Source organism: Streptomyces gobiensis (genome assembly GCF_021216675.1).
In the GTDB taxonomy this organism is placed as follows: domain Bacteria; phylum Actinomycetota; class Actinomycetes; order Streptomycetales; family Streptomycetaceae; genus Streptomyces; species Streptomyces gobiensis.
In genome coordinates this window covers 833,336-850,584 of sequence record NZ_CP086120.1, presented here as the reverse complement: position 1 = coordinate 850,584, position 17,249 = coordinate 833,336, and the positions used below count along the sequence as shown (strand labels likewise).

General features: G+C 66.5%; 16 protein-coding genes. 6 read left to right on the top strand and 10 right to left on the bottom strand.

Features of this window, described 5'->3' with window-relative positions; genetic code table 11:
* Positions 1 to 25: 25 nt before the first annotated feature.
* The 7 genes from test1122_RS03930 to test1122_RS03900 form a co-directional block, all read right to left on the bottom strand.
* Positions 26 to 721, bottom strand: a complete 696-nt coding sequence (locus tag test1122_RS03930; protein WP_232267758.1) for a response regulator — start codon at positions 719 to 721, stop codon at positions 26 to 28.
* The gene (locus test1122_RS03925; RefSeq protein WP_232267757.1) at positions 718 to 2,637 is read right to left on the bottom strand and encodes a PAS domain S-box protein; all 1,920 of its coding nucleotides are present in this window, start codon (positions 2,635 to 2,637) and stop codon (positions 718 to 720) included. Before test1122_RS03925 ends, test1122_RS03930 begins: the two co-directional genes overlap by 4 nt.
* Positions 2,634 to 3,068, bottom strand: coding sequence for a hypothetical protein (locus tag test1122_RS03920; RefSeq protein WP_232267756.1), 435 nt, complete (start codon positions 3,066 to 3,068; stop codon positions 2,634 to 2,636). Before test1122_RS03920 ends, test1122_RS03925 begins: the two co-directional genes overlap by 4 nt.
* Positions 3,069 to 3,178: 110 nt before the next feature.
* Positions 3,179 to 4,651, bottom strand: coding sequence for a hypothetical protein (locus test1122_RS03915; RefSeq protein WP_232267755.1), 1,473 nt, complete (start codon positions 4,649 to 4,651; stop codon positions 3,179 to 3,181).
* 24 nt (positions 4,652 to 4,675) lie between these two features.
* Positions 4,676 to 6,340, bottom strand: a complete 1,665-nt coding sequence (locus test1122_RS03910; protein ID WP_232267754.1) for a glycosyltransferase family 39 protein — start codon at positions 6,338 to 6,340, stop codon at positions 4,676 to 4,678.
* Positions 6,330 to 7,619 (bottom strand): glycosyltransferase, encoded by a 1,290-nt coding sequence (locus test1122_RS03905; RefSeq protein WP_232267753.1) that lies wholly within the window; start codon positions 7,617 to 7,619, stop codon positions 6,330 to 6,332. Before test1122_RS03905 ends, test1122_RS03910 begins: the two co-directional genes overlap by 11 nt.
* On the bottom strand, positions 7,616 to 8,029 hold the full coding sequence (locus tag test1122_RS03900) for a GtrA family protein (protein ID WP_232267752.1): 414 nt from the start codon (positions 8,027 to 8,029) through the stop codon (positions 7,616 to 7,618). The genes test1122_RS03905 and test1122_RS03900 overlap by 4 nt, the downstream gene beginning before the upstream one ends.
* 378 nt (positions 8,030 to 8,407) lie before the next feature.
* On the opposite strand from test1122_RS03900, the gene test1122_RS03895 reads away from it, so the two are divergent.
* The 4 genes from test1122_RS03895 (at position 8,408) to test1122_RS03880 (ending at position 12,488) form a co-directional block, all read left to right on the top strand.
* Positions 8,408 to 9,586 (top strand): S8 family serine peptidase, encoded by a 1,179-nt coding sequence (locus tag test1122_RS03895; protein ID WP_232267751.1) that lies wholly within the window; start codon positions 8,408 to 8,410, stop codon positions 9,584 to 9,586.
* 17 nt (positions 9,587 to 9,603) lie between these two features.
* On the top strand, positions 9,604 to 10,647 hold the full coding sequence (locus test1122_RS03890; RefSeq protein ID WP_232267750.1) for a glycoside hydrolase family 6 protein: 1,044 nt from the start codon (positions 9,604 to 9,606) through the stop codon (positions 10,645 to 10,647).
* Between the two features lie 204 nt (positions 10,648 to 10,851).
* Complete coding sequence (locus test1122_RS03885) at positions 10,852 to 11,205, top strand: response regulator transcription factor (RefSeq protein ID WP_232267749.1); 354 nt, start codon at positions 10,852 to 10,854, stop codon at positions 11,203 to 11,205.
* A complete protein-coding gene (locus tag test1122_RS03880) occupies positions 11,202 to 12,488 on the top strand; it encodes a glycoside hydrolase family 5 protein (RefSeq protein ID WP_232267748.1) in 1,287 nt (428 codons plus the stop codon). Before test1122_RS03885 ends, test1122_RS03880 begins: the two co-directional genes overlap by 4 nt.
* A gap of 121 nt (positions 12,489 to 12,609) precedes the next feature.
* Here test1122_RS03880 and test1122_RS03875 read toward each other — a convergent pair whose 3' ends face one another.
* Together test1122_RS03875 and test1122_RS03870 are read right to left on the bottom strand one after the other, a co-directional pair.
* Positions 12,610 to 12,864, bottom strand: a complete 255-nt coding sequence (locus test1122_RS03875; RefSeq protein ID WP_232267747.1) for a zf-HC2 domain-containing protein — start codon at positions 12,862 to 12,864, stop codon at positions 12,610 to 12,612.
* A 53-nt stretch (positions 12,865 to 12,917) separates the two neighbouring features.
* Complete coding sequence (locus test1122_RS03870; RefSeq protein WP_232267746.1) at positions 12,918 to 13,472, bottom strand: RNA polymerase sigma factor; 555 nt, start codon at positions 13,470 to 13,472, stop codon at positions 12,918 to 12,920.
* A 179-nt stretch (positions 13,473 to 13,651) separates the two neighbouring features.
* Between test1122_RS03870 and test1122_RS03865 the strand changes: the two genes are divergently transcribed.
* Positions 13,652 to 14,116 (top strand): DoxX family protein, encoded by a 465-nt coding sequence (locus test1122_RS03865; protein ID WP_338423509.1) that lies wholly within the window; start codon positions 13,652 to 13,654, stop codon positions 14,114 to 14,116.
* Between the two features lie 200 nt (positions 14,117 to 14,316).
* Positions 14,317 to 15,702 carry a dihydrolipoyl dehydrogenase family protein gene (locus test1122_RS03860; protein WP_232267745.1) on the top strand — a complete coding sequence of 462 codons (1,386 nt, stop codon included), beginning with the start codon at positions 14,317 to 14,319 and terminating at the stop codon, positions 15,700 to 15,702.
* A gap of 100 nt (positions 15,703 to 15,802) precedes the next feature.
* Here test1122_RS03860 and nadA read toward each other — a convergent pair whose 3' ends face one another.
* Positions 15,803 to 16,993 carry a quinolinate synthase NadA gene (gene nadA, locus test1122_RS03855; protein WP_232267744.1) on the bottom strand — a complete coding sequence of 397 codons (1,191 nt, stop codon included), beginning with the start codon at positions 16,991 to 16,993 and terminating at the stop codon, positions 15,803 to 15,805.
* Positions 16,994 to 17,249 lie beyond the last annotated feature (256 nt).

Below are 17,249 nucleotides of genomic sequence, written 5' to 3'. Positions count from 1 at the left end.
GAGCTGAACGTGACTAGCCGAGCCGTCAGCTGTGCTCTTCGGGGCGGAACCCCCAGTCGCTGGCCTTGGCGACCGCCTCAAGCTGGGACCGTGACTCCAGCTTCTCCAGAATCGCGCGCACATGGGTGCGCACGGTGGCGTAGCTGATGCTCAGCCGGTCCGCGAGGGCCCTGTTGTCCAGCCCCTGGCTCATCAGCGCGAGAATCTCCTGCTCCCTGCGTGTCAGGCTCTCCAGCCGCTTCGCCTGCTGAGCGGATACGCGGGCGCTCTCGCGGTGCCTGGACAGCACATCGACGAGAGTACGGGCGGGAATGAGGGTCTCGCCCTCGGCTGCCGAACGGATGGCTCCGGCGATCTCATCGCCACTCGCCGACTTGAGCAGATAACCGCAGGCGCCGGCCTCCACCGCGGCGAGCAGGGCATCGTCGCTGGTGTCCGCGCTGAGGAACACAATGGCGGTGGAGGGATCGTTGGCCCGGATGTGGGCTGCCGCATCGGCGCCCGTGCCATCGGACAAGCGGAAATCGATCAGCGCCACATCAGGCGCGAGTTCTGCCGCGGCCGGGGGGACGCCGGCGACCGAGTCGGCCCAGCCCACCACGGTCAGTCCCGAGTACTCCGCCAGCAGTGCCCAGAGCCCCTCGGCGACCGCTCGGTGGTCCTCGACAATCAGCACCTTGATGAGCTCCGGGGGCTCGGCGGGCTCAGTAGGTCCCGTCATGGCCCGGTCTCCCCTGCCGGGGAACCATGTTCCGGGGGCGGGACGGCGGCGGGCCGGGTGGGCGGATCGCCCAGCGGCACCCAGAACTCCACCGTGGTGCCGACGCCCGGCTCGCTCTCGATACGGCACCAGCCGCCGGCCATCTGGGCCCGCTCCTGGATGAGCGCCAGACCGAGATGGCCCGGGCGGGACTCGACTTCGAGCGGGTCGTAGCCGACGCCGTCGTCGACGATCCGGATCAGACATCCGTCGTCCAGGCCCAGCAGCTGCACCCGGACCAGGTTCGCCCGGGCGTGCTTGCGCACATTCATCAGAGCCTCTTGGGCGGTCCGGTAGATGAGCGTCACCGTCTCCACCGGAGGCTTGGCCTCGAGCCGGTCTTCGAGCCGGTAGTCGGTTCCGGTCTCGTTGCGCATGTCTTCGAGGAAGCTGCGGAGCGCGGTGGACAGGCTGCCGTGCTCCAGGCTGGAGGGACGCAGATCAAAGATCAGTTGTCGCAGGCGGCGGAGCGACAGTTTGAGGGTTTCCTCCAGCTTGTCCAGCATCCGCAGCTCGTCGGGGTCCCGCAGCCGCCGCCGAAGCTGCTGAAGACGCAGGCTCGCCGCGGTCAGAACCTGGATGGTGTCGTCATGGATGTCGGCGGCGATCCGTCCGCGCTCCTCCTCCTGGGCGCGGACGAGATGGCTGAGCAGAGCCTGACGGTCCCGGTCAGTACCCTCCAGCAGCTCCAGGCTGCGTTCGAGGACGAACTGGGCGCGCTGCACCTCGGTGATGTCCCTGATGGTCAGGACGGTGAGCGGTCCCTCTTCGGTGCGCAGCGGGCTGACGCTGACCTCGGCTGGAAACTGCTTGGAGTCGCTGCGGTGCCCGACCAGTTCCAGGCTGTGGCCCAGGGGCTCATCCTGCGGGACGTTCCAGTCCCGCAGTGAGAAGGTCGTCGGCTGATCGGGCAGCAGCTTGTCGACCGGGGAGCCGATGAGACGTCCGCGGTCGTAGCCGAACAGGGACTCGGTCTGGGCATTGGCCTGCTGTATCCGGCCGGTGGCGTCGACTATCACCATCGCGTCCGGGGAGGACTCGACCAGCTGCCGGAAGCGGCCCTCCGCCGCCTGCACCTCGCTGAGGTCCGCGACGTAGACCACCCATCTCGGACGAGTGCCCTGCAGATGGCCGCCGCTGAACTCCGCGGGAAACTCGGTGCCGTCCCTGCGGCGGCCGACCATCGTTGCGGGTGTGCTGAGCAGTTGCCCGGTCAGCTGCTCGGCGGTGGCACGGAACCGGTCGGGCACCAGGTCCGGGAGCCGCTTCTCGCGCAGTTCTGCCCAGCTGTAGCCGAAGGCGTGTCGGACGTATGCGTTGGCGAGCTCGATCCGCCCGCCGACTCCCATGACCAGTACCCCGCACGGTGCCTGGCTCAGCAGCTCCAGGTAGGACTGCTCCAGGCGGCTGCTGGACACATCCTCGGAGCGCCGGGACGCGCGGTCGGCGCGCCTGAGCGGCTCCGCGCAGTCGGCGGCGACATTCGCCGACATGCTGAACTGGTCGCGTGCCGCGCGGGTGATCGCCTCCAGCACTTCCCCCGCCGACACACCCTTGACCAGGTAGCCCGTTGCTCCTGCCACGAGCATGCTCAGCACCGATTCGCGGTCTCCGTAGGCGGACAGCGCCACGACCCTGGTGCCGGGCGCCCGGTCCCGGATGGCGCGGACGCTCCCGGGCGCGTCGCCCTTGGGCATGTGCACATCCATGACCAGGACCTCTGGCCGCTGCTCGACCGCCACCCGGACGGTCTCCTGGTGGTTACTGGCCAGCCCCACCAGCTCAAGATCCGGGTGTGAGTCGATCAGATCCGCGAGTGCCTCCCGGACCGCGGGATCGTCATCGGCCACCGCAACGCCGATCCGGTCGCCGCTCATGGCTGTGCACCCTTGAGGATGTCTCTGCGCAGCCGGTGGCTGCCGAGCATGTCGCTGCGGCAGTGCGCCAGGGAGGGCATGACCGCGGCCAGCGGGTCCACCAGAACGAAGTAGTGACTGCCGATCCGGTCGCAGGTGGCAACCGCCGCCGCGGCGTCCCACACCGCGGCCCAGAACGCCCAGTCCCGCCGATGGTGGCTCTGGGCCGTGTCCAGGGCAGCTCTGCGCGCCACGGACGCGGCGACGAGGATGCGGTACTGCTCCTCATCCGTTGTGGTGCGGCGGACCTCTGCCCATGCCTCGGCGCGGGTCTGGCTGGAGGTCTGCTTCCACAGATCGGCCACTCGGTCGATCTCCTCCCCGGAAAGGTCCTCGATGTGGGTCAGGAACTGCAGGACCCGGCGAGAGTTGGGGCCGAAAATGGTACTCATCGGATACTCCATGATGTATATACCACAACTATGGAATACAGGGCGGCCCAGTGGGGCGCCGCCGGGCTGGTGTGCCCGGCGTCCCGTGCGGACGGCCCACAGGTTCGGCCTTACTTCCCTGGGCCTCCGGGCTCGGGGAGGTTGCCGCCACCCTCTTGCTCGGAGGAGTTGACGCCTGCCTTGGCGGTGCTCTCGCTCTTCTGGCCGACGAGCCGGAAGGACACGCCGTTCTCGTCCTGCTTGCCGAGGGTGTATTCGCCTGCGGCCTCTGCCTCTCCCTTGTCGTCGACCCGGAAGGTTGAGACCTTCTTCTCGCCCCGGCCAGGGGCGCCCGCGTAGATGGTCACTTTCTCCTTCGGAGCGAAACCAGAGACATAGAAGCTCAGCGTCGTGCCTGGCTTGCCGCCGAAGGTGCTGGGCTCGGCGGTGGGTGTGTAGGGCAGCACGTTGAAGCCCGAGCGCACCACGGCGCGGGTTTTCTCGCCGATAGCGGTGAGGTTCTGCTCGCCCTTCAGACCGAACGGCACCTTGAACATGACGCTGCTCATGTTGCCTTTCGCGTCGGCGCGTGCCTTGAAGGCCGGGGTGCCCGCGGAGGAGTTGATGTAGACGAGGACCGCCTCCTCGGGTGCGAACCCGCTCGCGGTGAGAGTCAGCTGCTCCCCGGACTTGAGGGCGTACGGCTTGGATTTGAGCGTGGGGTACAGGCCCTGCATCTCAAAGGGAGCCGTGGCCGTGGTCTTGCTCTTCTCGCCTACCAGCACCAGGGTGCTGGAGCCCGTCGGGGCCACTCCCACCTGGATGGACGCCCGGTCCACGCCGCCGGAGCCGTCGGCCTGCAGCGTGGCGACGGGCTCGCCGCTGGTGCGCCCCCAGTGCACCTCGATCGCTTCCCCGGGGGTGAATCCACGTGCGCTCAGCGATATCGCGTCACCCGGCTTCCCGGAGGCCTTGTTGATCCGCACGCTTCCGATCCCCCGCCCGGCGACCAGCTCGGCCTCGGCTACCTTGTTGCCTCCGCGCTGCTGCGCGACCAAGGTGGAGGACTTGTTTCCGGCGTCGGGCATACGGAACTGTGCGCTGAACGATCCCTTCCTGTCCGCTGTGACCGTGGTGATGTTCTTTCCCTTCGTGGCGGCCTTCTTGCCCTTCAGCAGCAGGTCGACCCTGGATTTCGCGTCGAAGCCCGCGCCTTCGATGGTGGCTGTGCCGCCAGGTGCCACCAGGCCAGGATTGACCACAATGACCGCCCCGGCTTCCCGGGGGATGGTCTTGCCGCGCAGTTTGACCGACTTCGGTTTCTTGGGCTTCTTGATCTTCTGGGAGTCACCTTTCTCCGGGCCCCTTTCTTCGCCGGTGTTGCTGAGCGCGCCACCGAAATCGCCGCCGCGCAGCAGCACCTGGACGATTGACCCGACAACTACGAAGGTCACGACAGCCAGCAGGACCGATTTCCAGCCGAACCGCCTGTTCTTTTTCCCGGACGCGACCTCTTCTTCGTCCTCGGGTACGATCTGCTCCTCGTCCTCGGGTACGATCTGCTCTTCCTCCTCGGGGATACCCCTCTCTTCGTTCTCGGGCACGACCTTCACCTCCTCTTGCCGTGGCTACTTCACACGATAGATTTCTAGCTTGATATCTCCCTGGCTGGTCTCCCAGACCTTTTCTGAATTCTTGAGGGCAGCCAGAATCCAGTCCTCCTGGCCGCCCGCGTTGTTCTCGGCTATGGATTCTCGCATCTTGTTGGACATAATGATGTAGTCGATGTTCTTCCATTTCTTGCCGAACAGCTTGTCCCGTACGTCGGGGTCGGATGCGGCGTTCCAGTGGGAATGCGCCAGGGGATAGAATGGTTTGACATCATGGAGTTCGCTCCACAGATCGTCGTCCATGATGATTTTTGCGTCGGGTGGAACATTCTTGCGTATCCAGGCAATCTGTTTCTCCTGCATGCCTGTGAGGTTCAGTCTCGGGTTGTACTGGTCCGCGATTTCCACCCGGCCCTCGGTGTTGATGGTCAGGAGGTATCCGGTGGCCGGTGCCAGCAGCAGTACGGCACCGGCCAGACCGGGCAGCCCCATCCGCACCATCGAAGGGGTACGCCGCAGCAGCCTGCCCGTGACCATGCCCACGTTCATAGCGAGCAGCGGGATCAGCGGAGCCACATAGAAGTCCAGCACCACGCTGCCGCGTATCAGATAGAAGGCGTAGGCGAGAGCGAGCGTTCCGGCGACCAGGAATCCCAGGTTGCGGTCACGGTCTCGCGCTCCCCAGTACAGCGCGATGACCATGGCGATCACCCCGGCGAGCAGCAGGATGCCGTCCTTGGGCAGCCAGCTGGCGAACAGAAGTCCGTCCGAGGTGAGCAGGGTGCCCTGGCTGCGGTTGATCTGCCACCACAGGGTGTAGAGGAGCGAGACATGGTCAGCGGGCGGGTTTTCGAGGTTGAAGTTGAGCCCGCTCGGAATCAGCTCGCTCTTGAGCATCGCGTAGGTGACATAGGCGCCGACCGGGGCCATCAGGGCGAACGGCCAGAGCGTCTGCGCGAACCGTTTGGGAGCGGAGTCCCTGATTCTGCGGTGCAGGAGATACGCACAGGTCGGGACGAAGAAGACCGCGTTCTCCTTGGTGATCAAAGCGATCCCGAAGGCCAGCCCGGCCGCCAGCGCGTGTTTGATCCGGCACTCGCGCCGCAGCAGGACGAATACGCTCAGCAGCGCCCAGAACATCATGAGGTTGTCCAGCAGGACCTGACGCTGGAAGTAGATGGCCAGTGGGGAGACGTTGTACAGGAACGCGGCCACCGAGGCGGCCAGTACTCTGCCGGAGAGTCTGCGGGTGATCTCGAACAACAAGTAGACAGTGGCGATATGCACCAGCAGCATCAGGAACCGGCCGGTGTTGATCGCGTTGCCGAAGGTCTCGAACTGGCGGGGCAAGGGGAACGCCCAGCCGGCGAGGGTGAGCCAGCCGCCGGGGGCGTGGTCGTAGTCGTAGGTGTACGGGGACAGGCTGGTCTCCCTGACCACTGCCCACGCCCGCTGCATATAGATGCCCTCGTCAGTGAGGTACAGCGGATACTTGAACAGGTGGTAGCCATGGGTGAGGAAGCCGGTGGCCAGCGCGAAGACCAGCGCGATCCGCCCGGAGCGCCGCAGCGGGGGGAAACGGCCCCGGCTGACGGACATCGTCCTGACCGGGCGCCGCGCGGTGGCCGCCGGGGCCCGGCCGTGGACCGTGGCGAGCTGCGGGGGCTCCTGGTCATACGGCATGTGAATCCGACTTTCCGGGCTGGATTCGGTGGGCGCCCACATGCTGGGTCTTCTCCCAGTCGTGCCGGCCGAGCAGCTGCCGTCGCATGGCGCGCACCGCCGCGTAGGCGAGGAGAATCTGATACGGGTACCAGGCGATCGCCATCCGGAGGACCGCCTTGGGCGACGCCTCGAGTCCGTGGGCCTCGGTGAACTCGTACAGGCCTGCCACGGCGGTCAGAAAGTGTGCCGTGAGCAGCAGCACGGGCAGATAGGAGACCAGGGCGATCACCACCGGCACCTTGAGTACGAGGATCATGCCCACGGAGAACAGCAGGTAGAAGCCGAGCAGTGCCTGCCCGTGCGGGAACGCCAGCACATAGAAGGCGAGCCAGCGCTGCTGCCGGGTGGGCATCTGCTTCCAGGTGCCCTTGCTCAGGGTCTGCATAAACCCCTGGCTCCATCGGGTGCGCTGCTTGATGAACTGCCCCAGTGTCGGAGGCGTCTCCTCTTTGGTCACATAGCGGTCGTCGTAGACCACCCGCACTCGTTCGCCCATGCCGGACAGGCGCAGCCCGATATCGGCGTCCTCGGTGAGATTGCGGTCGTCCCAGCCGCCGAGACGCACCAGCAGATCGCGCTTGAAGAAGACGGTGTTGCCGCCCAGCGGGACGGAGCCATAGTGGGCGTGGTAGTGCAGCCGGCTTTTGAACCAGAAGAAATACTCGAGAACATTGAGCGCTGAGTACCAGCGGGACTGGAAGTTCATCAGCTGGACGCCGGCCTGAACCACATTGACGCCATCGTCGACCATGATGGTGTTCACCAGATTGAAGATCGCGGGGTGGATGTCGTCCTCCGCGTCGAAGATCGTCACCACATCATGGCTGGTGTGTGGCAGGGCCGCGTTGAGCCCATGCGGTTTATTGACCGGCTTGTCATCGAAAACGACCACATCGACGTTCCGCAGGCCCGCCCGGCGCAGCTCGTCGATCTTCTCGCGTGCCTCCGCTATGGTGCCGGTGTCGTCCACCGAGCAGATCACGAAGACCTGCAGCAGCTCGGTTGGGTAGTCGGCGTGCACCACCCGGTCGATCGTGGTCTGGATGACATCTTCCTCGTGCCGGGCAGGCAGCAGGACGCTGAAGGAGTATTGCGGCGGCAGGAAACGTTCCGGTGCTCTGGCCCTCTTCTCAGCCTTGGGCTGGTCCCATGTATAGAGCATCATGTACAGCACATGGGCCGACTGCACCGTGAGCAGTACCGAGATGGTTACCAGTGCCGCGTAGACCAGGATCATCGGCTTCGCCTCCCCCACACCCAGCCCGCGCTGGACAGAAAGTTGACCGCGAAGGCGGCACCGATTCCGACGCCGTTCGCCAGCAAGAAGTACACATCCAGGTGGAGGGCCAGCAGCCAGACGAGGAAAACATTGACGGCGAGGCCGCCCAGTACGGACACATTGAACTTCACAAACCGCCTGATGGACGGGGCGCGTACGGAAAAGGTCCACCAGTCGTTCAGCAAGTAGTTGTGAACCACGGCGAGTTCGACGGCGAGCGCTGAAGCCGTCAGGAGCGGCAGGCGCACCCATCGGTACAGCAGGTACAGGGCGGTGGTGTTGACGATCGCCCCCATTCCGCCAACGACCGCGAATCTGAGGATGCGGCCGGTGACAGAGGTCTTCGCCAGGGGTGTTCGCAACAGCATTCTGTCTCGTCTCCGGACGGTTGATGCCCCGTTCTCCGGGATCTCTTCCGCCCTTGCAGAGCCAGTCAGGCGACGCATCAGGATGTGGTGTCCTCGCCTTTGCCGGTGTGTGGTCAATACCAGGGTGCGCTCCCCGAAACCGGCGTACATCCCGCCTTCGGGGGGAGGGCTTCCTTCCTTTCGGTTGATGCGGCTTCTCCCCCCTTTGGGGGAGAAGCCGCATCAACAGGTGTGTCACCCGAGCGTCAGCCCCGTTTTCCCCTCCCCCAAAAGGAAGGGGGAAGGCCCCCCTGTTTGGCGGGTGCGGCCCCTTGGCGTGCAACTGAAGATGGAGCCATCAGGTGTCGTGTCCCCGCGTAATCCTCGGTAGGTGACGCAATGTCAGGCCACCAGATGTCGCACCGTCCGCTCGCTCACCGTGTGGGAGTCGCCGCCGCGTTGACGGCACTCGTCCTCACCACAGGTGCCACGGCCGCTCCGTCCGGGGACGGATCGCTCCGCAATTCCGAGTGGGCACTCACCGAACTCAATGCCGACCGGGCTTGGAAGATCAGCCGGGGCAAGGGCGTGACCGTCGCGGTCATCGGCACCGGGGTCGAGGCATCCCACCCCGACCTCAGGGGACGGATCACCGGTGGCGCGGACTTCGGTGACGGCGCCACCGACGGCGGCACGCGCGACCACGGGACCAAAGGGGAGCAGGGCACACATGCGGCCGGCATCATCGCGGGGACGGCACGCAACTTCCGCGGTGACGGGCTGCGCGGGCTGGCGCCCGAGGCCCGGGTGCTGCCGATCGGCGTATACCGCGACGGCAAGCCCGACGTCGCCGCCAGCGCGAAGGCCCTCCGCCACGCGGCGAGCAAGGGGGCGGAGGTCATCAATGTGTCCGTGTCCTTCACCAAACCCCATGCCGCCCTGCGGAAGGCCGTCGACTACGCGATCAGCAAGGACGCCGTGGTCGTCGCCGGTGCCGGTGACAACGGCAGGGACGGTAACGGGGCGACGTATCCGGCCGCCTTCCCGGGAGTGGTCTCGGTCTCGGCCACGGACCAGAAGGGCACCGTCTGGCCCGGCTCCCACCGTGGCAAGACGGTTGTCCTGGCCGCCCCGGGTGTGGGCATCCTCACCACCGAACGGGAGGGCGACTACTGGACGGGTGACGGCACCGCGTACGCGGCACCATGGGTCGCCGCCAGCGCCGCGCTGCTGCGTGCGGAGCATCCGCGCTGGACATCCGGCCAGGTGATCCAGAAGCTGATCGACACGGCCGCTCGCAAGGGCGAGGCAGGACGAGACGCGCGCTATGGCTTCGGGATCGTCGATCCCGCCAAGGCGCTGGCGGACCGCGCCAAGCCGTCCGCAGCCGCCAGTCCGCTCACCGACGCGGCGGTGGACCGGCCGGAGAGCACCGAGGACCCCGCCGCGGCCGCGGCCGCGTCCTCGGATGCCCCCGGCCTGCTGGTCATAGGGGTGGTGACACTGGCCCTCATCGTGCTGGCCGTCCTCAGCGTCATCCTGGTCAGCCGCCGCAGGACCCCGCCGCCCGCCGACTGACTGCGGATATCCCAGCAGTGAGCGGACAACAGTCCCGTTGGCGGCTGTGGCACGTCCGGGACCAGGTGTACCTGCTGACCGTGGCTCTCCTGGCGATGGTGGTCACGGCGGTGGCCGCGGTGCAGGTGGGGCCGGGCGGGCTGGGCGGTATGACCGGCTGGCCATCCCAGACGCGGCCTGCCTTCCCCGCCAGTACGCGGTTCTACGTCGACCCCGAGAACCCGGCCGCGCGCTGGGCGCGGGAGCACCCCCACGACCGTCGCGCCGCAGTCATCCGCAACCGCATCGCCGCACAGCCACAGGCCGCCTGGTTCACCCATCCGGACCCGGGGATGGTCCGGCGCCAGATGCGGACCGTGGTCCACGCGGCCCGGGCCCGTGCCATGGTCCCGGTCCTTGTCGCCTACGCGATCCCGCAGCGGGACTGTGAGGAGAAGAGCACCGGCGGCACCGGAGATCTGGCCGCCTACCGAAGCTGGATCGACAGTTTCGCGCGGGGCCTCGGCAGGGGCACCGCCGTGGTCATCCTGGAACCGGACGCGCTCGCGCTGATGGGCTGTCTGGACCCGCGGCAGCGGTCGGACCGGTACAAGGCCCTGCGCTTCGCAGCCCGCACCCTGGACCGGCACGCTCCCGGTGCCCGGGTGTACTACGACGCCGGGAACTCCGGCTGGCACCCCGCCCGCACCATGGCTGAGCGCCTGAGCCGGGCCGGTTTCACCGAGTACGGGGACGGCATCGCCCTGAATGTCTCGAACTTCAACGCCACCCGCGACGAGGTCCGCTACGGCCTGTCCGTCCTCCAGAAGGCGGGCTCGGGGGAGGAGCGCGGCTCCCGGCTGGGCGTGGTGATCGACACCAGCCGTAACGGCGCCGGGCCGACCCGGGACCGCCGGTTCTGCGACCCGCCGGGCCGTGAGCTGGGCACGCCACCCACCGCCGACACCGGCATCGACCGGATCGACGCATATCTGTGGGTGAAGCATCCGGGACAGGCGGACGGCTGTATCGCCGAGGCGGGCACCTTCGTGCCCGGTTACGCCTATCGCCTGGCCGACTGACCGCCTGCGGTAGACCCCTGACAAGCTACCGGAAACCTATATAAACATTCCCTAAATCGGCCGAATTCGGGCTACCACAACTGTGGTAGCCCGAATTCGGCCGATTGGTGTGTCTGGAATCCGGCCAGCCGTACGAAGATTTGGGAGCCGCTTTCTTCCTACTGTTTCGGGAGTGAAACAGCCGCCTGAAGGAGCGCTCCGCCGATGCACAGAGTTCTCGTTGTGGAGCACCACCCTCAGGTATTGGATGCACTTGCCGACCTCGTGGCGGAAGAGCCCGGATTTGAACTCGCCGGAGTTGCCGGAACAGCTCGTGAAGCAATTTCACTGGCCCGTCACCTCAACCCGGACGTGGTGCTGATCGACGTGGACAAGCCGGAATGGAAAACAGACCGGCTGGACCACTCGCTTGCTGAACTGCTCCCGGAGGCCGTGTTCATCCGGCTGTCCGCTCTCGCTGATAACGCCGAAAAAGACTGTCTGAAGTCTCCAGCGAGCACGCTCCGAAGCGTCCCGAAAACGGCCATCCCCGATCTCCTCAGGAGTTTCGCCGAATGAATTCCCACACGGACAACGACAACTTCCCGACCGCGCCGATGAACGAAGAGAAGAAGCGCAGCCCGCTGACCCGCCGGGTCAAGGTGGGTATTGCGGCAGCGGTTGTTGCGGTCGCCGCTGTGGGCGGTACCGCGGTCGCTCTTAACGCCAGCTCCTCCTCTTCCTCCGACTCCGGAGTGCTTGGTTCCACCGGACAGCCGCAGGGCCCCCTGAGCACCAACAAGGGGGACATCGTGGACGCCGACGGGAACAAGGTGCTCCTCACCGGTGTGAACTGGTTCGGTGCCGAGACCGGGACGTTCGCCCCGCACGGACTGTGGGAGCGCAACTGGGAGTCCATGCTCGACCAGATGGTCGACACCGGGTTCAACACCATGCGCCTCCCGTACTCCAACGAGATCTTCGACAAGGCCAGCAAGCCCAACGGCATCGACTACAAGAAGAACGCCGACCTCAAGGGCCTCAACGGCGAGCAGATCATGGACAAGATCGTCGAGGGAGCCACTGACCGCGGGATGATGGTCATCCTCGACCGGCACCGTCCTGACCAGTACGGTCAGAGCGAGCTCTGGTACAACGAGAAGGTCAGCGAGAAGCAGTGGATCGCCGACTGGACCAAGCTGGCCAAGCGCTACAAGGGCAACAACCTGGTCATTGGCGCCGACCTGCACAATGAGCCGCGCGGCCAGGCCACCTGGGGCGACGGCAACCCGAAGACCGACTGGAAGATGGCCGCCGAGAAGGCCGGAAACGCGATCCACAAGGTCAACCCGGACTGGCTGATCTTCGTCGAGGGCGTTGACAAGTTCAAGGACGAGTCGTTCTGGTGGGGCGGTGAGCTGCGGGGCGCCAAGCAGCACCCGGTGAAGCTCAAGCAGCCCAACAAGGTGGTGTACTCGCCGCACGACTACGGACCGGGCGTGTACAACCAGAACTGGTTCATGGACAAGAACTTCCCCGACAACATGCCGGGCATCTGGAAGAAGCACTGGGCGTACCTCAAGCACGAGGACACCGCTCCGCTGATGCTCGGTGAGTTCGGTGGCCGGAAGACCGCGGGCAAGAGCACCGAGGCCGTGTGGCAGAACAAGCTCATGGACTACCTGAAGAAGAACGAGATCAACTACACCTACTGGTCCTGGAACCCGAACTCGGGCGACACCGGTGGCGTTCTGAAGAACGACTGGAAGACCCTGGACAAGAACAAGGTGAAGATGCTCTCCAACTACATGAACCCGCTGCCGCAGGCGGAGGCGAAGAAGTCGGAGAAGGCATCGAAGTAACACCGCTCGCGTCCCGGTGATCAACCGGAAGTGGGCACTGAGGGCCCGCAGGCAGCTAGCCTGCGGGCCCTCAGTCATGGCTGGCGGCCTCTGCCTGGGCAATCGCCCAGTGCCGAAACCGTCAGGCTCCCGGCTCAGGAGCCTTCTCCGCGCTCTCATCCCCTCCGCCCCGTAGCAGGGAGTGGGCGAAGTCGTGCAGTCGGCCCACCGCGGCCTCGTCCGGCCCGCCATGGCGCGTCAGAGAACTCCTCAGCTGCTGAAAGGTCCGCGCATCCCGGTCACAGTGGTGGCATTCATCCAGGTGAGCGCCCACATGGCGGGCGGTCGCGGCATCTGTCTCGCGGTCCAGATACGACTGGAGCAGCGTTGTGCTCAACGTGCACTCATTCGTTGAACGCCATTCGGGGTCGCGCCCCCGTGGTCCTGTACTCATCTGTCACCTCGCTGTGGACCCATCCCCGCCGCCGACAGCTCGTCCCGTATCCGCTTACGCGCCCGGTGCAGCCTGCTCATCACGGTTCCCGCCGGTACGCCCAGCAGCTCGGCGGTCTCCGCGTAGCTCAGCCCATCGATATGTACGAGCCGCACCACTTGCCGGTCTCGGAGCGACAGCGCCCAGAACGCCGTGTCCACGACTTCTTCGAACGTCCTGCCGACCACCAGATCCTCCGGTGTCGCGCTCGGAGAATCCGGGTGAGGTGTGAGTCGCTCAAGGTCCGTGTCCGGGTCGTCCAGCAGTCGCGGGCGGCGTCGGCGGTGCCTGTTGAACGCTGTGCGCCGCATGATCGTCAGTAGCCACGCCCGTGGATGCTGTCCGTCGAAACGGTCGACGGCCCTGTAGGCGCGCAGCAGGGTCTCCTGCACCAGGTCCTCCGCGTCGGCCGGCTGCGAGGTCAGGGAGAACGCCACCCGCAGCAGCACCTCGATCTCCGGCAGCACATGGTCGGCAAACGCCTGCTGCCGATGCGCGTCCGGGTCAGTCACTCGTTCGTCCTCGCATCCAGGGCCGTCCACAACCGGGTCGGGTACACCACTCTCTATCTAGCACTCTGTGTTGGATATCGCACTATATGTAGTGACATCGGTAGAGGGCTGACCATGAATGGCGCCTGCGGGTGACCGTCCGCCGCTACAGCTGACTGATTCGTCAGTAAACTTAGGTAATGAGAAGTTCGTCGTTTCCGATCAACTCTCACCTGGAGGTCGTCGTGGACATCCTGGTATTCATCGGCCGGATCCTCTTCGTGATCCTTTTCTTCACCTCCGCGTTCGGCCATCTGGGTCAGACCGAGAAGATGGTGGAGTACACCAAGTCCAAGGGTGTTCCGGCTCCCCGCCCCATGACGCTCGGCAGCGGCTTTCTGCTGCTCATCGCGGGATTGAGCATCCTGTTCGGGGTGTGGGCGGACCTCGGGGCGCTGCTGCTGTTCTTCTTCCTGGTCGCGACCGCGGTGCTGATGCACCCGTTCTGGAAGGAGAAGACCACCGGGGGGCGTGAGCTGGAGATGATCAACTTCCAGAAGGACCTCGCGCTTGCCGGAGCCTCGCTCATGCTGTTCGCGCTCTTCGCGTACGCCGGCAGCGACCTCGGCCTGATGATCAGTCGCCCGGCCGTCTCACTCGGCTGATCCCCACCCGTCTGGCCCGCAGCGGCGGTGATTCACCCGGTTGGACGCCGCCGCGGGCGGGTTCCCGTATGCCTGCCTACGGTCGAGTACACGAGCGAGGGCCACCCCCAGACCGCCCCGGCCGCACTCTGTGGCTGGCTGATTTGTCCAACGCTGCCTTGACGGAAGGCCCGGGCTCCCCAGCGGGTTTCCCTGTGAGCATGTATCAGGACAAAGAGGATGAGCGGATGACGCAGGAAACCGATGTGGTGGTCGTCGGGATGGGGGCGGGCGGCGAACGGGTGGCCGGGCGGCTGGCCGAGTCCGGCCTGGATGTGGTCGGAGTTGAAGGGGAGCTGGTCTGCGGGGAACGCCCGTACTGGGCGTGCGTACCGAGCAAGATGATGCTCCGGGCCGCCCGGCTGCTCGCCGAGGCCCGGCGGGTCCCCGGCATGGCCGGGCAGGTGCGGACTTCGGCGGACTACGGCCCGGTAGCCACCCGGGTCCGCGCCGAGGCGGCCGACGACTGGAACGACCAGGTGGCCGCGGACCGGTTCACCGCCAGGGGCGGCCGTCTGGCGCGCGGGCATGGACGGCTGGCCGGGCCGGGCCGGGTCGATGTCGACGGTGAGGTGTTCGCCGCCCGGCGCGGGGTGGTGGTCGCTACCGGGAGCCGCCCGTGGATCCCTCCGGTGACGGGTCTGGACCGGGTGCCGTACTGGACGCACCGCGACGCGGTGTCCATCAAGGAACCGCCCGGTTCCTTGATCGTGCTCGGCGGTGGTGTCGTCGGCCTTGAGCTCGCCCAGGCCTTCGCACCCTTTGGCACCGCGGTCACCATCGTGGAGACGCAGCGGCGGCTGCTGTCGGCCGAGGAGCCGGAGGCCGGTGAGCTGATCGCCCGGGTACTGCGCGCCGAGGGGCTTACCGTGCGTACGGATACCCGGGCCGCGGCGGTGCGGCACCGCCCTGACGGCTTTTTCGTCCGTCTCGACACCGGTGAGGAAATTACCGCCGAGCAACTGCTGGTCGCCGCCGGTCGGCGCGCCAACCTGGAGGGTCTCGGCCTGGAGACGGTCGGACTCGATCCGCGGGCCCGGGCGCTGGAGGTCGACGAACAGCTGCTCGCCGCCCATGCGCTGTGGGCCGTCGGGGATGTGACCGGGCGGGGCGCGTCCACCCATATGGCGATGTACCAGGCTGACATTGTCGTACGGGCGGTCCTCGGCGCACCGGGCCCGGACGCCGACTACCGGGCGCTGCCCCGGGTCACCTTCACCGACCCGGAGGTCGGTGCGGTGGGCCTGACCGAGGCGCAGGCCCGCGAGAAGGGGCTACGGGTGCGCACTGGCGGCGCCGAGCTGTCGTCCTCGGCACGCGGCCGGATCCACGGACAGGCCGGCGAAGGCCTGGTCAAGCTGGTCGAGGACGCGGACAGGGGTGTGCTGGTCGGCGCGACAGCCATGGGCCCCGCCGGTAGCGAGGTGCTCTACGGGCTGGCGATGGCGGTGCAGGCCGAGGTGCCGGTCGAGCGGCTGCGGCACATGATCTACGCCTATCCGACCTTCCACCGGGCCGTGCGGGACGCCTTGGCGGCACTGTGCTGAACCGATGACCCCCGCCCGACACCGCCCCGCTGCCATGGCGGCAGCGGGGGGCAGGTCGGCAGCTCGGCGGGGCGGCAGGACGGCAGGGCAAAGCCCTTACTTACGGAAGGGCCAGCATCCGCTCAAGCGCCAGCTTGGCGAACTTCTCGGTCTCCGGGTCGACCTCGATCCGGTTGACGACCGTGCCGTTCGCCAGCGATTCCAGCGCCCAGACCAGATGCGGCAGATCGATGCGGTTCATGGTCGAGCAGAAGCACACCGTCTTATCGAGGAAGACGATCTCCTTGCCCTCGGCGGCGTAACGGTTCGCCAGCCGCCGTACCAGGTTGAGCTCGGTGCCGATCGCCCACTTGGAGCCCGCGGGCGCGGCCTCCAGGGTCTTGATGATGTGCTCGGTCGACCCGACGTAGTCGGCGGCGGCGACAACCTCGTGCTTGCACTCGGGGTGCACCAGCACATTGACGCCGGGGACGCGCTCGCGGACGTCGTTGACCGAATCCAGCGAGAAGCGGCCGTGCACCGAGCAGTGGCCCCGCCACAGGATCATCTTGGCGGCCTTCAGCTGCTCGGCTGTCAGCCCGCCGTTCGGCTTGTGCGGGTTGTAGACGACGCAGTCGTCCAGGGACATGCCCATGTCGCGTACCGCAGTATTGCGGCCCAGGTGCTGATCGGGCAGGAAAAGGACCTTGCCTGTCGAGGGGTCGCGCTGTTCGAAGGCCCAGTCCAGCGCACGCTTGGCATTGCTGGATGTGCAGATCGTGCCGCCGTGCTTGCCGGTGAAGGCCTTGATGTCGGCGGAGGAGTTCATATACGAGACCGGGACGGTGACCTCGGATATGCCTGCCTCGGTCAGTACGTCCCAGCACTCGGCGACCTGCTCGGCGGTGGCCATATCGGCCATGGAGCAGCCGGCTGCGAGATCGGGGAGCACGACCTGCTGCTTGTCGGAGGTGAGGATGTCGGCCGATTCGGCCATGAAGTGCACACCGCAGAAGACGATGTACTCGGCCTCTGGACGAGCGACGGCGTCCCGGGCCAGCTTGAAGGAGTCGCCGGTGACATCCGCGAACTCGATGACCTCATCGCGCTGGTAGTGATGGCCGAGCACGAAGACCTTGTCGCCGAGCTTTGCCTTGGCCGCCCGGGCGCGCTCCACCAGGTCCGGGTCGGACGGCGCTGGCAGATCGCCGGGGCACTCCACGCCGCGCTCGCTCTTCGGGTCGGTCTCCCGGCCGAGCAGCAGCAGGGCAAGCGGGGTGGGCTGGACGTCCAGGGGCTGGGCGGTGTTCACGGCACGCACCCTTTCTGATTGCACGGCTCAACGCTTTTCGTCGATTTGACGCTATCTATCATAACCGGTTCGTGTCAGCTTGACGATGCCCGATAGCGTCAATGTGACGCATCCCCGGTTACCGCCGGGTCATGGTCCGATTCGCCCGAGGCGGGCGGTGACCCGTCCGGGCGGGGTGTGCGAGCATGAAGACGAAAAGACATGCCCGGCTTGGAATGAATCCGGGACGCCTCCTGTTCCAGCAGGTGGCAGAGCA

Excerpts from the sequence above, each read along its gene's own strand:
- test1122_RS03930 (WP_232267758.1), bottom strand. The coding sequence starts at position 721 with ATGACGGGACCTACTGAGCCCGCCGAGCCCCCGGAGCTCATCAAGGTG.
- test1122_RS03925 (WP_232267757.1), bottom strand. The coding sequence starts at position 2,637 with ATGAGCGGCGACCGGATCGGCGTTGCGGTGGCCGATGACGATCCCGCG.
- test1122_RS03920 (WP_232267756.1), bottom strand. The coding sequence starts at position 3,068 with ATGAGTACCATTTTCGGCCCCAACTCTCGCCGGGTCCTGCAGTTCCTG.
- test1122_RS03910 (WP_232267754.1), bottom strand. The coding sequence starts at position 6,340 with ATGCCGTATGACCAGGAGCCCCCGCAGCTCGCCACGGTCCACGGCCGG.
- test1122_RS03905 (WP_232267753.1), bottom strand. The coding sequence starts at position 7,619 with ATGATCCTGGTCTACGCGGCACTGGTAACCATCTCGGTACTGCTCACG.
- test1122_RS03900 (WP_232267752.1), bottom strand. The coding sequence starts at position 8,029 with ATGCTGTTGCGAACACCCCTGGCGAAGACCTCTGTCACCGGCCGCATC.
- test1122_RS03895 (WP_232267751.1), top strand. The coding sequence starts at position 8,408 with ATGTCAGGCCACCAGATGTCGCACCGTCCGCTCGCTCACCGTGTGGGA.
- test1122_RS03885 (WP_232267749.1), top strand. The coding sequence starts at position 10,852 with ATGCACAGAGTTCTCGTTGTGGAGCACCACCCTCAGGTATTGGATGCA.
- test1122_RS03880 (WP_232267748.1), top strand. The coding sequence starts at position 11,202 with ATGAATTCCCACACGGACAACGACAACTTCCCGACCGCGCCGATGAAC.
- test1122_RS03865 (WP_338423509.1), top strand. The coding sequence starts at position 13,652 with ATGAGAAGTTCGTCGTTTCCGATCAACTCTCACCTGGAGGTCGTCGTG.
- test1122_RS03860 (WP_232267745.1), top strand. The coding sequence starts at position 14,317 with ATGTATCAGGACAAAGAGGATGAGCGGATGACGCAGGAAACCGATGTG.